The organism is Gluconobacter cadivus (genome assembly GCF_015244745.1).
Classification (GTDB): domain Bacteria; phylum Pseudomonadota; class Alphaproteobacteria; order Acetobacterales; family Acetobacteraceae; genus Gluconobacter; species Gluconobacter cadivus.
The window spans coordinates 53059-67652 of the sequence record NZ_JABCQI010000009.1; the positions used below are offsets into that span (position 1 = coordinate 53059).

Consider the following 14594-nt stretch of genomic DNA (forward strand, 5'->3'; position numbering starts at 1 on the left):
CCTGTCTCCTGAAGGCTTTACCGACGACTGAAAAGGGACTTGATCCGGCTTTTCAGCCTCTGTCCAGAGGCTGGAAGGTGGGAAGTGGGCGCTGGCGGCTGGGACAGCGTATAAGACGGCGTCTCTTTGGGAGGCGAAGGAGGCGGCGTTTCTTCCGGGGGCGTTGAACGAAAACCGGAAGCCTGCCCGACCCCAAAATCTTCGGCTCTGAACGGGCGTGCGTCCCGGATCAGGGACACATATTCGGGATGACGTGCATACCAGCCCAGAATCAGCCCTGGAATCATTGCGGCTGCTGGATCATCGCTGATCAGCATCGGAGCATCGGGATAGTAAAAAGACGGACGCAGCGCCGGAAATGCCTCATTCCAGATCAGGTAAAATACTGTATCGGCGTCCTGAAAGCGGCTTACACTGAGCGACTGCACCTGAAAGGTGATCTGGGCCAGCAGCGGCAGCGCCGTGAAGGGCGACGAGACGATCAGCGGACCCTGCCCGCGCTGGGCTGCCAGCAGGGCTGTGAGCCGGTTTTCAGCAATCTGCCGCCCGTTCGGACAGGACAGGGCTTCGCCGCTATCGGCATGACCAGACGGCAGCAGCAGCGTATGGGGCGCAAACCCTCCAATCCATGAGCCGGAGAGTTCATTGACGGCGATTTCAGGCAAAGTTTCGCAGGACGGACTGGCCTGCGGGGGGAGGGGAGCACCTAAAACTCCAGTCGCCAGCGGCCAAAACACTCTGTCCATCGCCACCAGAAGACGCTTCCGGGCGGCCTCATCGAGCGTCAGAACATGACTTGCGCAGTAGTCATCCCCTTCAAGCCACCAGCAGGCCTGCTTGCCGGTCGCATCTTCTTTGAAAACCACAACGCTGAAATCATCTGCCACAACATCCCGACTGCTCGGACTCCAGCCGGGATAAAGCTGCTCGACCGGAAAGCCATCGAGCTTCACGCCATCAAGCAGGGGCAGAGTCATGCAGTCCGTTCTCCCAGTTCCCCGCGCGTAAAGCGGAAACCGACATTGCAGAATTCACAGTTCATCGTGATGGCGCCATTTTCGACCATATGGTCGAGGTCGTCCTCGGGGAATGTCTCCAGAACGGAGGCCAGTCTCGCCCGGTTGCATCGGCAGCCATAAGCCAGCGCGCGTGGCGTCCCGACACGGACGTCCAGCGTGCCGAAAAGCCTCTGGATCAGGCGCTCGTTGGACAGGTCCGGGTCAAGGATCTCCTGCTCCGTCACTGTCGCGGCCAGCGTACAGGCAGTTTCCCAGGCGTCCTCATCCTGTTCGGACGCTTCGATCCCGCCTTCTGCCGCGATCCGCTCCAGAACAAGTGCCCCGGCCTTCCATCCATCCGCCGATTTCGCACAGAACAGCCGGATCCAGCAGTCATGCTGCTCGCTGGTCTGGAAATAGTTCACGGCCATGTCCGCCAGCGTCGTACCGGTCAGATCCACGATGCCCTGATGCCGGTCCATGTCCGGCCCCTGATCAATGGTGAACGCCATATAGCCGTCCCCCAGAAGGCCCTTGGCCGTCTCAGGGAGGGCATCCCGATCCGCATCCTCGCGCAGACGCGCGAAGAACCGCAGATCCCCGCTGTCTGTGGCATCCGTCACGAGCATCGAAACCGGACCGTCGCCCTTGATCTGGAGGGAAAAGGCCCCCTTGAACTTCAGAGCCGACACCATGGCCGCCACGAGGGCCAACGCCTCTCCCCCAAGCTGCGAGACGGCATCCGGATTGTCATGTCGCGACAGGATGGCATCTGCCAGAGGCCCAAGTCGCACCAGACGTCCCCGCACCGGGGAGCGTTCCAGATAAAAGGGCGTAACGCCGCCCGAGACGACCATGTTCGGAACATCAGGCCGGTTCGTGTCGAGGAAGGGGGGTGTATCCATCAACTGTTTTCTTTCCCAAGAGCCCAGAGCAGCAGGCCCTTCTGCGTGTGCAGGCGGTTTTCCGCCTCATCGAAGACAACGGACGCCGGGCCCTCAAAGACCTCCGGCGTCACTTCTTCCCCGATATGGGCAGGCAGGCAGTGCAGGAACAGGGCATCGGGCGCAGCTTTTGCCATCAGCGCTGTATCGACCTGATAGGGCTGGAACACCTTGAGGCGGGTTTCACGGTCCTTGTCGCCCATGCTGACCCATGTATCCGTCAGCACGGCATCCGCGCCCGCGACGGCTTCCGCCGGATCGCGGAAGACCTCGATCGTCGCACCATGGGCGCGGGCCCACGCCACGGCGTCCGGATTGGGCGCGAATTCTTCCGGCGTTGCCAGACGGACATTGAAGCCCAGCAGGGCCGCGCCTTCCATCAGGGATGTCGCGACATTGTTGCCGTCCCCGATCCAGGCCAGCGTTTTGCCGCGGATCGGCCCGCGATGTTCTTCGAACGTCAGGACATCCGCCAAAATCTGGATCGGATGGGAGACGGGCGTCAGGCCGTTGATGACCGGAACCGAGCTCCACTTCGCGAGTTCTCGCAGATTGGCGTCATTCCCGGTCCGCAGCACGATCACGTCCAGAAAACGTGACAGGACGCGGGCGGTGTCGGCCACAGTCTCGCCCCGGCCAAGCTGCATGTCGCCCGGCGAAAGGACTGAAACGGACCCGCCAAGCTGCCCCATCCCGACCTCAAACGACACGCGGGTGCGCGTCGAAGGCTGGGCGAGGATCAGGCCGAGGGTACGGCCTTCCAGCGGGCGATCCGGATGCAGGGGCTGACGGCGCCCGTTCTGCATAGCCTTGACCTTTGCGGAAAGGTCAATGATCTGCCGGATGATTTCGGGGCTGAAATCGCGCAGATCCAGAAAGTGCCGGGGGGCTGTTGTCGCACTCACGATGCTTTCTCCTGCGTGGCAGAGGCTTTCAGGGACAGGGCGGCTTTCACCAGCCGCTCGCAGGCCTCACGACATTCAGCTTCCGTGACGATCAGCGGCGGGACGAGACGCAGCACATTGTCTCCAGCGCCTACGGTCAGAAGGCCCTGATCCAGAACGGCCTGCATGACGTCGCCCACAGGCGGCACACAGTGCAGGCCGCGCATCAGTCCAAGACCGCGGACATTGTCGAAAACGCCTTCCGAGCGGCTGATAACGTCTTCCAGCATCTTGCCGAACGCGTCTCCGACCGTGCGGACATGCTCCAGAAAGCCGGGGCTCAGGATTTCTTCCAGAACGGCTGTACCAGCCGCACAGGCCAGCGGATTGCCGCCAAAGGTCGTCCCGTGGGAGCCCGGTGTCAGGTGCCGCGCCAGTTCTTCCGTCGCAAGCACGGCACCAAGCGGGAAACCACCGCCAATGCCCTTGGCCACCGAAATCACGTCCGGACGGATGCCATACCATTCATGCGCGAATAGCTTGCCCGTCCGGCCAACACCGGTCTGGACTTCATCAAAACCCAGATACAGCCCGTATTCATCACAGACGGCGCGCAGCCCTTCCATGAACTCGCGGGTCGCAGGCTTGATGCCGCTCTCGCCCTGAACGGGCTCGACGATAATGCCCGCCGTGTGCGGCGTAATGACCTCACGCAGCGTGTTGGTGTTGTTGAACGGCGCATGGTCGAACCCCTCCACCACAGGGCCGAAGCCTTTCTGATAAGCGGGATTGCCCGTCGCCGAGATCATGGCGAGCGTCCGGCCGTGGAAGGCTCCGTCGAAACACAGGATGCTGGTCCGTTCCGGGTGCCCGTTCTCGAACTGGGCGCGGCGGATCATCTTGACCATGCCTTCATTGGCTTCGGCGCCCGAATTGCAGAACAGCACGGAGTCCGCGAACGTGTTCTGCACCAGCAGTTCTGCCAGTTTTTCGGCCTGCGGAACCCGGTATAGGTTCGAGACATGCATGACCTTTGCGGCCTGTTCCGCAATGGTTTTAACCAGTTTCGGATGGGCATGTCCCAGCGAGGTCACGGCAATTCCGGCCCCGAAATCCAGATATCGTCGCCCGTTCGTCGCCGTCAGCCAGACGCCTTCGCCCTGCTCGAAAGCGAGGTCGGCACGTTTGTAGTTCGGCATCAGCGCGGGGATCATGATGGATCTCTGAATATCTGGTTGAAAACGAAACGGTTTATGCGGAATCGCAAAACCCTGCTCCGGTTGCCCGGAGCAGGGCTTCAAATTCCGCCAGCGCATAGTGAAGCGCAGAACGGGGTTCCGTCAAACCCCGGCGTGCTGGAATGTGGCGGTCAACCCGGCAGATCAGACCCGCTGATACAGCAGATCCCGCGCCAGCCAGCACCCGACCCGTACCGCCGTCACGCTGCCGCCCTGCCGCTCGAACGCTAGGCTCCAGTCTCCGGGAGCCGTATGATCCAGCGCGCGCGGGCAGGGCAGAACCCACACATCCTTTGCCAGACGCTGGAGCATTTCCATCCGTCCATCGCCCAGAATTCCCGAAAAACCGCCATAAACCACGCCACCCGCCAGTGTGATGGTGACTTCGGCCTCGTCCAGCTCCTCGCAGCGATAGACGCCCGCCAGTTCGGCAATATCCTCGCCGGGCGTTTCGTTGCAGCACGTGAGGATGCTCGTCCGGTTTTCGCCCGGACGCTCCACTACGACTTCCGGACCTTCCGCAGTCTCCTGCGCTTTTACGACGACCGATCCTGCTTCGGCCCGGGTTGCCGAAATCCCTTCCAGAGCCTCCGGCACCATCAGATAGCGCAGCGTTGCTCCACCGAATGCGGGTTCGATTCGGGCCGACAGACCCGTCTCCCGCTCCAGATAGGTCCCATACAGCGCGGTCGGAGGCTGCGTGCTGCGGTCAGGCTCGTAAGGCACGCCCAGAGCCGCGGCTAGAATCTGCGCCGCCGCAACCTGTGCCGCGCTCATGTGATTGAACATCACCACGACCGACAGGCGGTCGGACGCGACATGCAGCCGATGGGAGCGCCAGCCCCGCAGCGCGCCGCCATGCATCGTGACGTCCCGCCCGAACATCGTGCTCCGTTGCAGGCCGAATCCATAAGGCGCGGCCTGACCGTCGCTGAACGTCACCGGCGCGGTCAGACGCCGGTACAGACTGTCCGGCGCGTCGCGTGTGGCATCAATGAACCGCTCCCAGGCGATCATGTCGTCCAGAGACGCCCCAAGCCCGGCATCCCCCGTCCAGATGACATTGTTGACCGCCGGGCGGAAGCCACTCTCCACGTTTCCTTCATAGCCGACTGTTCCATCCGGCATGGCGCGCGTATCGGCGGCCAGAACGGCCCGTTCCATGCCAACCGGATTGAAAATGTATGTCTGAAGCAGTTCGGCGAAACTGCGCTCCGTTCGATCCTGAAGAATATCGGACATCAGCCGGAAATTCTGGTTCACATAGGAATAGGACGTGCCGGGCTGAAACTGGAGCGTCCGCGTTCCCTCAATAACGCGCCGGGCCTCGCGGTCTCCGAAGTCGCCTTCGATGGGCGCGCCATGCAGCATCGCCACGGCCCAGTAATCCCTAAGCCCCGACTGGTTATGTGCCAGATGCAGCATTCCCGGCGAAGGCTCGTCGAGCTGTGGCAGGCGCGCATCCACATCCGCGTCCAGCTCCGACGGATCGTCATACAGATCGAGCAGCGTCCCGCAGGTGAACTGCTTGGTGATGGAGCACATGCGGAACAGTGTGGAGGGCGTGAACGGAATGCGGCGCTCCACATTCGCATAGCCCCAGCCATGCCGGATCAGAACCTCGCCGTCCTTCAGAACGGCCACAGCCCCGCCGGGGCCGGGAAAGCGGGCAGGGAGGGCGGAGACGGCCGCTTCAAGACGGGTCAAAAGTGAATCGCTCATGGATGGAATGATGGCTCCAGACCGTCTTGCCGTAAATGCCTTTCACCCGGCATAATTGTCCGATCATGGAGGACAATCCCGCCCCGCCCCCCGTTCCGGATGCCGCGTCCCTGCGTGAGGCCGCGCTGGCGCATCTCGCCCGTTTCGCCACGACCGAACAGGGGCTGCGTCAGGTGCTGGACCGTCGCCTGCGCCGCTGGGGCGTGCGTGCGTCGCATGCAGGTCTGCCGAACGAAGATATCGAATCCGCCATCGCCGCCCTGCGCCCCGCCATCGATGGAATCGTCGCGTCCATGACCGATCTGGGCGCCGTGGACGATGCTGGGTTTGCCCGCAGCCGTGCCACCAGCCTGACCCGCACCGGCCGCTCCCGGCGCGCAGTGGAAGCGCATCTCGCCAACAAAGGCGTCGATCAGGAGACTGTCCGCGACGCCCTCAACGACTCGCTGGGCGAACGCTCGGACAGCAGCGCACGAGAGGCGGAACTCGCCGCCGCCCTCGTTCTGGCCCGCAAACGCCGGCTCGGCCCGTTCCTGCGGCCTGATCGCGAAGACGACGATCCTCTCAAGACCCTTGGAATCTTTGCCCGGAACGGCTTCTCCCGCGATGTCGCGCAGAGCGTGCTCGACATGGACCCCGAAGAGGCGGAAGACCGCATCATCGCCTTTCGGAGTCTGTGAGCATGACATCTCGCTTTCTGCCGCTCGGTCTTCTCGTGATGCTCGCGGCCTGTGGCAACCGCTACGAATACAGCCGTGCCAGCTTCAACGGCCCGCTGCAATGCGCGCCCTATGCCCGTGAACGCACCGGCCTGAAACTGAGCGGAAGTGCGGCTTCATGGTGGGGGCAGTCCAGTGGACGCTATGCCCACACCCATACGCCCCGTCCCGGAGAAGTGCTGGTTTTCCGCGCCACGTCCCGGGTTCCCAGCGGCCATGTCTCCATCGTGCGCAGACAGGTTTCAGACCGCACGATCCTCGTCGATCACGCCAACTGGGAGCCGGGACGCATCGACCGTGCGGTGCCCGTCACGGACGTCTCCGCCCGCAATGACTGGACGCTGGTGCGGGTCTGGTGGGCGCCGGTTCACGGTCTGGGAAGGCGCGCTTATCCGACCTATGGCTTCATTTCATCGCATGACAGTGACGATGCTTCCTGAGAGGAATGCTTGCACAATCGTCCAAGCCTTGCCACATGATGAGGCCTCGGGTGGATCCCCTCGCTTTTCGGAGTAACACACTATGGGTAGCATGAGCCCCGTTCACTGGCTGATTCTGGCGGTTGTCCTGCTCGTCGTGTTTGGCGGCGGCGGCAAGATCAGCGGCCTGATGGGAGACTTTGCGAAGGGCATCAAGTCCTTCAAGAAGAACATGGCCGACGATGAATCCATGACCGCGACGGACGCTCAGCAGGCTCCGGGTCATATTTCGCCGCCGAACCAGAACCCCGGCTACAGCCAGACGACCAACAGCGACACACACCGCAATCAGGTCTGATGCAGAACCTCAAGGTTGATGAAAGCTGGGGCAATGCCAGCCGCCAGATCGTACGCGCTGGCCAGCGGATGGACCAGCGCGGCTGGGTTCCGGCAACGGCGGGCAACCTGTCATGTCGCCTGCCGGATGGCCGGATCGCCATTACCCGCTCCGGCGGCCACAAAGGCTTTCTGACGGACAGCGACGTCATCGAGATCACGCCGGACGGCGTGCCGGTCGATCCCGCCAATCGCGCGAGTGCGGAAACGCTGCTGCACACGCAGCTTTACGCCCATGATCCCGCGATCGGCGCCGTTCTGCATGGCCATTCCGTCGCCGCGACCATCCTCTCCATGGATGAACCCTCCGACGCGATCACGCTGGCAGGCTATGAAGTCCTCAAGGTTTTCGAGGGCCAGACAACCCATGACACAAGCCTTGAACTACCCTTGTTCCACAACGATCAGGATATCGCCCGGCTGGCCACGGTCGTCGCACCAAAGCTCGGGGACATGCGCCTTGGCTATCTGATCCGTGGCCACGGCGTCTATGTCTGGGGCAAGGACATGTTCACGGCCTTGGCCCGTCTCGAAGGGCTTGAGTTCCTGCTGGCCTGCGAACTCGCCCGTCTGCAGAGAAAGGCCTGACCATGAGCCGCCTGACCGTCTATCGCGACGATGCACCCGATACGATCCTGCTGGACGTCACCACGCCCGGCGAGATCGCGGAGACCCTGCGACCGCACAACATCCGCTTCGACCGCTGGTCGGCGCCCGTCACACCGGCTCCCGACGCTCCGGCGGAAGAGGTTCTGGAGGCTTATCGCCCCTATCTCGACACGCTGATGGGCGAGACGGGCGCAGGCAGTGCGGACGTGGTGCGGATCAACGCGTCCACGCCAAACCTTCCGGAACTCCGGAAAAAATTTCTCTCCGAACACACCCACAGCGAAGACGAAGTCCGCTTCTTCGTGCATGGGCAAGGCGCTTTCGTCCTACATATCCGTGGGCGCGTCTATTCCGTTTTATGCACCCAAGGGGACCTGATCTCCGTTCCCGCAGGCATCCCGCACTGGTTTGACGCCGGGCCGAATCCGGACGTGGTGGCCCTGCGCGTCTTCACCGACACGACCGGCTGGATCGCGCAATATACCGGCGATGACATCGCCAACCGCTTCCCCGCTGAAGTTCCCTGAAAGTCTCCCATGATCCGTCTCGTCCTGCTTGATATCGAGGGCACAACCCTGCCGATCTCTTTCGTGCGGGACGTCATGTTCCCCTATGCCGCGAAAGCCCTTCCGGCCCTGATACAGGACCACACGAACCCGACGGTCGTGGCGGCGCGGGCGGATATCGTCATGGAATATCCGGGGCAGGACCCTTTGAAGGTCTGCGAGGACTGGATGAAGACGGATGTGAAGGCAGCCCCTCTCAAGACGCTTCAGGGCCTGACCTGGCGTCAGGGTTTCGAGGACGGCACCCTTCAGGCCGATCTGTACCCGGACGTCCCGCCTGCCTTGAAAGCATGGTCGAAAGGCGGCCTGCGTCTGGCTGTCTATTCGTCCGGCTCCATCCCGTCGCAGAAACTGCTCTACAGCCATACAGCACAAGGCGATCTGACGCCTCTGTTCGAAGACTTCTTCGATCTTTCGACCGGCGGAAAAAAAGACGCGGCCTCCTACGAAAAGATCACGGCCGCTGTCGGTCTGCCCGCAGACGACATTCTGTTCCTGTCCGATATCGGCGCCGAACTGGATGCCGCCCGGATGGCGGGTATGAGCGTCTGCCAGCTCGTTCGCGAACAGGACGGCACTGTCCCGCATCCGGGTGTTGCACAGGCGCCGGACCTGACCTCGGTCTCTAGCCAGTTCGGCCTGCCCGTCGCATGATCCTGCACACGGACTGGCGCCATATCCCTGCCTCCGCCCGCAATACGGTGGCAGCGCTTGGCAATTTCGACGGCGTGCATCGCGGTCATGTCCACCTGCTCGATACATTGCGGATGGCTCGTCCCGATCATCCGCTGTCAGTCGTTACGTTCGACCCGCATCCCCGCACGCTGTTCCGCCCGCAGGACCCGCCGTTCCGCCTGATGCTGCCGGATGTCCGCGCCGCAGCCCTCGGGGGGCAGGGCGTTGAACATGTCTTTCAGATCCCGTTCGATGCGGAATTCTCCCGTCTGAGTGCCGACCGGTTCGTGAACGATGTTCTCGTGAAAAGCCTAGGGGTGGCGCATGTCGCCTGTGGTGCAGATTTCGCCTTCGGCCATCGCCGACACGGCAACATCGACCGTCTTGAGGCTCTTCTCGTGCCTCATGGAATCGGCCTGACCATCGTGCCCCAGCTTGTCGATGACGGCGGTCCGATCTCCTCCAGCCGCATCCGTCGCCTGTTGCAGGAAGGTTATCCAGAGCGCGCCGCCGAGGAACTCGGTCGTCCGTGGAGCATCACCGGTCCCGTCATGCACGGAGACCAGCGCGGGCGGCTCCTCGGCTTCCCGACGGCCAATATTCCTCTGACCCAGCATCTCGAACCCGCGCGCGGTGTTTATGCCGCCCGCGTTACGCTGCCGGATGGCCGGGTGATCCCCGGCGTTGCCAATATCGGCCGTCGTCCCACGATCAATGATGGTCGGGAAAGCCGCCTCGAAGTCCATCTCTTCGATTTCAACGAAGACCTGTACGGCCAGATCCTCAGCGTCGCCCTGATCGCACTGCTGCGTGAGGAAAAGCGTTTCTCTGGTCTGGACGAACTCAAAGCCCAGATTGCCGCCGATGCCGCGCAGGCTCGCGCCATTCTGGCCAACTGAGCCTTTTTCTCAATCCCCTGAACCTCGATGGACCGCGGCCCTTCTCCGTTTTCGGGGAAGGGCTTTTTCTGTATGACATTGTGTGTCATTTCGGTCACTTCTTTAAAGAGAGAATGAGAATCCTTCGCATTTTTGCGAAATCTGTATTGAGAATAGTTCTCAATAAATCTTTAAGGACAGCATCAGTTTTCGTTTGCAGGATCGTGATCCGATGTCGTCCAGAATACCTCGCCCTCCTCTGGGCCCGCTCTCTCTGGCCGCTGGTCTGACGCTTGTCTGTACCGCAGCCCATGCCCAGCAGACTGATGCCCGGCATCATCACAAGGGTCGCCGTCAGCCCGTTCCCAAAAATACCGTACTCCCGCCGCAGGCCGCCAAATCCGCAGCCCCGAAGAGTGCAACACCCACTCCGAAAACGGCGGATAACAGCGTCAGCGCCGCCCCCGGTGAGGACGAGCATCTTCAGGTTCTGGGCTCGCCCATGAACATCCTGCACGAGACCATGGGTCTGAGCCGGATGCCGGAAGATGCCCTGCACACCCCGCAGACGATCAACATCGTCCCTCAGTTGCTGATGCAGCAGCAGAACGTCAAATCCCTCGACGAAGCCCTGCGCAACGTGCCGGGCATCACAGCCTCCGTCGGTGAGGGCGAGGGCGGCATGGCGGGCGACCAGTTCCTCATCCGTGGCTTTCAGGCCCAGAACGACATTTACGAGAACGGCCTACGCGATTTCGGCGTCTATACCCGCGACAGCTTCGATTACGATCATGTCTCGGTCATCAAGGGGCCGTCTTCCGAGGTCTTCGGTAATGGCACCACGGGCGGAGCCATCAACATCACCACCAAGGTCGCCCATCTCGGCGACAGTTATGGCGGCAGCTTCTCAGGAGGCTCCGCTGATTATTACCGCGGCACACTAGATTTCAATAAACAGATCGGGGACTCCACGGCCGTCCGCATCACCGGCATGGGCAACGAGAACAACACGGTTGGCCGCGACAACGTCTATTCGCATCGCTGGGGCATCGCGCCGTCGATCGCATTCGGTCTGGGCAAGCGCACGACGTTTACGCTCGAATATTTCCACCAGACGGACAACCGCGTGCCGGACTATGGCGTGCCGGTCGTGACCAAGCCGGGTACGCGGATTGCAAAGCCCCTGACGGAATACGGCCTGAACCGCAACAACTGGTACGGCACGACCTACGATCAGGATGCCTCGAACGTGGACATGCTGACAGGCCGCCTGAAATTCGATCTGAACAAGCATATTACGCTGTATGACGACCTGCGCGGCGGCATGTACAGCCGGTATTTCTCCGCTTCACAGCCTGGCTGCGATACGACCTGCGTGGCCAATTACTTCAATAATCCCGAGGCGGCGACCATCAACCGGCGCGGCCATCTGGGCGGCCCGGAGCCCTATCAGCAGGACGACTGGTCCGTGCAGAACGTCTTTTCGGGCGTTGCAAAGTTCTCTACAGGCAGCATCCGCCATCAGATCATCGCAGGCGTCGACGTCGCGCATATCTATGACCGGCGCACCAACTACGCCTATAATTTTAATGGCCAGAACGGCACGCGGACCGATACGACAAGCCTGACCAATCCTTCCGCCACGCAGCCCGGCCTGCTGCTCGGAACGCTTGGTCAGTATAGCGGGAACCTCGTGAACATTTCCGGTGTTGGTCATGCCATGTACAAGACGGGCGATGCCACGGATGTCGGTGCGTTCTTCTCCGAACAGATGTGGCTTCTGCCGGAATTTTCGATCCGTGGTGGCTTCCGCTGGGACCATTGGGACAGCCATTACTCTGCCAACGGTGGAACCACAGGCGCCGGGGTATCGTACGGACAGCAGCAGGACACGTTCAACCCGACCGTCAGCCTGATGTACACACCGACCAGCGATCTCATGGTCTATTTCAACTGGGCGCAGTCCACCACGCCGCTCGGTCTGTATGTGACGAACAGCTCCGAACCTTTGAAGTCCTCGACGCAGGGGTTCAGTCCCGAACGCAGCAGCCTGTACGAACTGGGCGCGAAGTATAACGCCTTCCACGGCCGCATGGGCTTTACGGCCTCCGTGTTCCGTCTGGAGAAGGGCAACGCCCTCATGACCGATCCTTCGACCGGGGATGTGTCGTCCTCCAGCGATCGCCAACGAAATCAGGGTGTCGAACTCAGCGTCTCGGGCGAGATTCTGAAGAACTGGACGATGATCGGCACCTACGCCTATTACGACGCTACGACCGTCTGGTCCCAGACGGCGGCCGATCTCGGCAAGCGTATCCAGTACGCCCCGAAAAACTCGGCCACGATCTGGTCCACCTACACGATCGCGCCCAACCGCCCGTGGAATGTCACGTTCGGTGGTGGCCTGACATGGCGTGATGGCGTGTATCTGAATGCCGCCAATACGGGCTGGGTGCCTGCGACCATGGAGTGGGATGCCGTCGTCTCGCATAATTTCGGCAAGCACTGGCGCGTGGCCATGAACGGCTACAACCTGGACAACCGCCTGAACTACAGCAACCTGTTCAGCGACCGCGCCACCCCTTCCGTCGGCCGCTCTTTCCTCTTCAATCTTTCGGCGAATTACTGAGCCGAAACAGTCTTGCCTGAAGGAGAAATTCCCATCTCCCTCAGGCGCTCGCGGACCCGCTCCAGCAGGTCCGCATCGCCTTGCGGCTCCAGCGCCGTGAGCTTCTGGTCCATCGCCAGCAGGATGTCGGACGTCGCATCCACAACAGCCTGACGCCACCAGCCCAGCGCCTCTTCGACCTTCCCGGCATCCACGAGCGCCGTCGCGTAATTATGCTGCCCCCGGTAATCGCCGCCCTCGGCTGACTTGCGGTACCAGTCCAGCGCCGCTGCCCGGTCCTGCGGCACGACCCAGCCTTCTTCCAGAAACCGCGCATAGAGGTTCATGGATTTCGCATGACCATGACCGGCGGCCGTGCGGAACAGATCCAGAGCCCGCGGCAGATCCGCTTCCATGCCGATCCCGCGCATGGTGAGGATGCCCAGATTATACCGGCCCCATTCGTCGCCCGCAGCAGCAGCGGCGGCGTAACATTGCGCCGCCTGTTGCAGATCCTTCTCGCAGCCCCAGCCGAACTGGAAACACCGACCGCGCATGTTGTGCCCCGGCCCGAACCCGGCACTGGCTGCGATTGTAAACCACTCCAGCGCACCAGTCGGATCGCGCGGAACATGCACGCTGTTCAGCAGCACCTGCCCCCACTGCACGATCTGAAGGTGCTGACCTTTCAGCGCTCCCTGCCGGATTTCCTCGATCTGCGGCGGCAGCACAGGAGCCTCGGGACGACGGGGACGGGATTTGCGCCCCAGAAATTTCCGAACGATTCGCTTCATCAGAGTGCCGGCACGATCTGCTGGACCGTGAACCCGTCCTTCCGCAGAAGAGCGGGCAGTCCTTTCGGCCCCGCCATATGAAGGGAGCCCACCGCCACGAACAGCGAGGTTCCGCTTTCATGGATTTTCGCAATTTTCGTGGCCATGCCGACATTCCGATCGTCCAGAAGCCGCGACATGAAGCGCCGTTCCTGCGCGGTGTTCAGACAGTCACACCAATCCCGGTACGCATCCAGCCGCTTCACGTCACTGGACGCCCACATTTCCGCAAGCCGCCGGTTTTCGGCCTGTGTCTTGCCCGATGATACGCCCTTGACGATGTCGTCGATGAACGCATCTTCATCCGCCTGATCCGGTCCGATCAGCAGGTCACGCTGCATCTGCACCGTCTCCAGCCCGATCAGCGGTTTTTTCAGACTGCCCGCCATGCCTTGAAGCACCGCATCCACAGCATAATCCGGATAATATCCATCCCCGCGCGCCGAAAGCGCTTCGACGCCCGCCGCTTCTACGCCCACAGCCACATGCGCAAACGCCGCACTCGGCACGCATTGCTGATCCATGAGGGCATCCACCTTCGCCTTGCGTCCGGACTGCACGAGATGCGCCCAGCGCGCCGCATCTTCGGGTTGGCGCAGGCTGGTCGCGGTCTCGGGGGCGTTCAGATCAAGCTCCAGCGCGACCTCGCTGCTCTGCAAGATCGCAGCCCGCGTCAGCGGACCGGGCATCAGCCAGTCCTGCTTCGCGACATGCAGCGTTCCGTACAGCCAGGATGAATGCCCGTCCTTCGTCACTTTCCACAAAAAGCCCCGGTCCGGAGCTGTCCTGAACATCTGCCCCATCCGGGCCCTGTCCGGCATGCTCGCGGCGGCCGGGCAACGGGGGGCCTGTGCCTGCGCGGCGATGCCGAACCCTGTCCAGACAGCCAGAACGGCTCCTGCAACGGACCGGAAGAAACGAAATGCGTTCACGGACCTGCCTTCTGAAAAAAGCGTCATATCCTGCATCATCCGCCAGTCCCGCTGTCCCGGCAACCCGCTTTGAGGCGGCCCCGCATTGCTGCCGCCCTCAACCCCGGACTTGACCGGATTGGCTCCCGATCTCCATATGGTCCCCCTTAGTGTGAATGACCGAAACTGGCCCG

General features: G+C 62.0%; 15 protein-coding genes. 8 read left to right on the forward strand and 7 right to left on the reverse strand.

Annotated elements, in window-relative coordinates:
* Positions 1-17: 17 nt before the first annotated feature.
* From HKD28_RS13015 to HKD28_RS13035, 5 genes are all read right to left on the reverse strand, one after another.
* Positions 18-977, reverse strand: coding sequence for a hypothetical protein (locus HKD28_RS13015; protein WP_194268687.1), 960 nt, complete (start codon positions 975-977; stop codon positions 18-20).
* On the reverse strand, positions 974-1903 hold the full coding sequence (gene hslO, locus HKD28_RS13020) for an Hsp33 family molecular chaperone HslO (protein ID WP_062108400.1): 930 nt from the start codon (positions 1901-1903) through the stop codon (positions 974-976). Before hslO ends, HKD28_RS13015 begins: the two co-directional genes overlap by 4 nt.
* The gene (gene argF / locus HKD28_RS13025) at positions 1903-2847 is read right to left on the reverse strand and encodes an ornithine carbamoyltransferase (RefSeq protein ID WP_328750548.1); all 945 of its coding nucleotides are present in this window, start codon (positions 2845-2847) and stop codon (positions 1903-1905) included. The genes hslO and argF overlap by 1 nt, the downstream gene beginning before the upstream one ends.
* On the reverse strand, positions 2844-4040 hold the full coding sequence (locus HKD28_RS13030) for an aspartate aminotransferase family protein (protein WP_194268688.1): 1197 nt from the start codon (positions 4038-4040) through the stop codon (positions 2844-2846). The genes argF and HKD28_RS13030 overlap by 4 nt, the downstream gene beginning before the upstream one ends.
* Positions 4041-4208: 168 nt before the next feature.
* Entirely contained in the window at positions 4209-5786 is a 1578-nt protein-coding gene (locus HKD28_RS13035) for a D-aminopeptidase (protein ID WP_194268689.1), read from the reverse strand.
* 65 nt (positions 5787-5851) lie between these two features.
* Here HKD28_RS13035 and HKD28_RS13040 point away from each other — a divergent pair, with 65 nt between their 5' ends.
* The 8 genes from HKD28_RS13040 (at position 5852) to HKD28_RS13075 (ending at position 12677) form a co-directional block, all read left to right on the forward strand.
* The gene (locus HKD28_RS13040; protein WP_194268734.1) at positions 5852-6466 is read left to right on the forward strand and encodes a regulatory protein RecX; all 615 of its coding nucleotides are present in this window, start codon (positions 5852-5854) and stop codon (positions 6464-6466) included.
* A 2-nt stretch (positions 6467-6468) separates the two neighbouring features.
* On the forward strand, positions 6469-6945 hold the full coding sequence (locus HKD28_RS13045; protein WP_194268690.1) for a CHAP domain-containing protein: 477 nt from the start codon (positions 6469-6471) through the stop codon (positions 6943-6945).
* A gap of 82 nt (positions 6946-7027) precedes the next feature.
* Positions 7028-7282, forward strand: coding sequence for a twin-arginine translocase TatA/TatE family subunit (locus HKD28_RS13050; RefSeq protein ID WP_194268691.1), 255 nt, complete (start codon positions 7028-7030; stop codon positions 7280-7282).
* On the forward strand, positions 7282-7908 hold the full coding sequence (locus HKD28_RS13055; protein WP_194268692.1) for a methylthioribulose 1-phosphate dehydratase: 627 nt from the start codon (positions 7282-7284) through the stop codon (positions 7906-7908). Before HKD28_RS13050 ends, HKD28_RS13055 begins: the two co-directional genes overlap by 1 nt.
* A gap of 2 nt (positions 7909-7910) precedes the next feature.
* Entirely contained in the window at positions 7911-8456 is a 546-nt protein-coding gene (locus HKD28_RS13060) for a 1,2-dihydroxy-3-keto-5-methylthiopentene dioxygenase (RefSeq protein WP_099286046.1), read from the forward strand.
* A gap of 9 nt (positions 8457-8465) precedes the next feature.
* Entirely contained in the window at positions 8466-9149 is a 684-nt protein-coding gene (mtnC, locus tag HKD28_RS13065; RefSeq protein WP_194268693.1) for an acireductone synthase, read from the forward strand.
* Positions 9146-10069: a bifunctional riboflavin kinase/FAD synthetase gene (locus tag HKD28_RS13070; protein ID WP_194268694.1), complete on the forward strand. Its 924-nt coding sequence runs from the start codon at positions 9146-9148 to the stop codon at positions 10067-10069. Before mtnC ends, HKD28_RS13070 begins: the two co-directional genes overlap by 4 nt.
* Before the next feature lie 211 nt (positions 10070-10280).
* On the forward strand, positions 10281-12677 hold the full coding sequence (locus HKD28_RS13075; RefSeq protein ID WP_194268695.1) for a TonB-dependent receptor: 2397 nt from the start codon (positions 10281-10283) through the stop codon (positions 12675-12677).
* On the opposite strand, the gene HKD28_RS13080 is transcribed toward HKD28_RS13075, so the two are convergent.
* Complete coding sequence (locus tag HKD28_RS13080; protein WP_194268696.1) at positions 12671-13450, reverse strand: tetratricopeptide repeat protein; 780 nt, start codon at positions 13448-13450, stop codon at positions 12671-12673. The genes HKD28_RS13075 and HKD28_RS13080 overlap by 7 nt on opposite strands.
* Positions 13450-14421, reverse strand: coding sequence for a TraB/GumN family protein (locus tag HKD28_RS13085; RefSeq protein ID WP_328750556.1), 972 nt, complete (start codon positions 14419-14421; stop codon positions 13450-13452). Before HKD28_RS13085 ends, HKD28_RS13080 begins: the two co-directional genes overlap by 1 nt.
* Positions 14422-14594 lie beyond the last annotated feature (173 nt).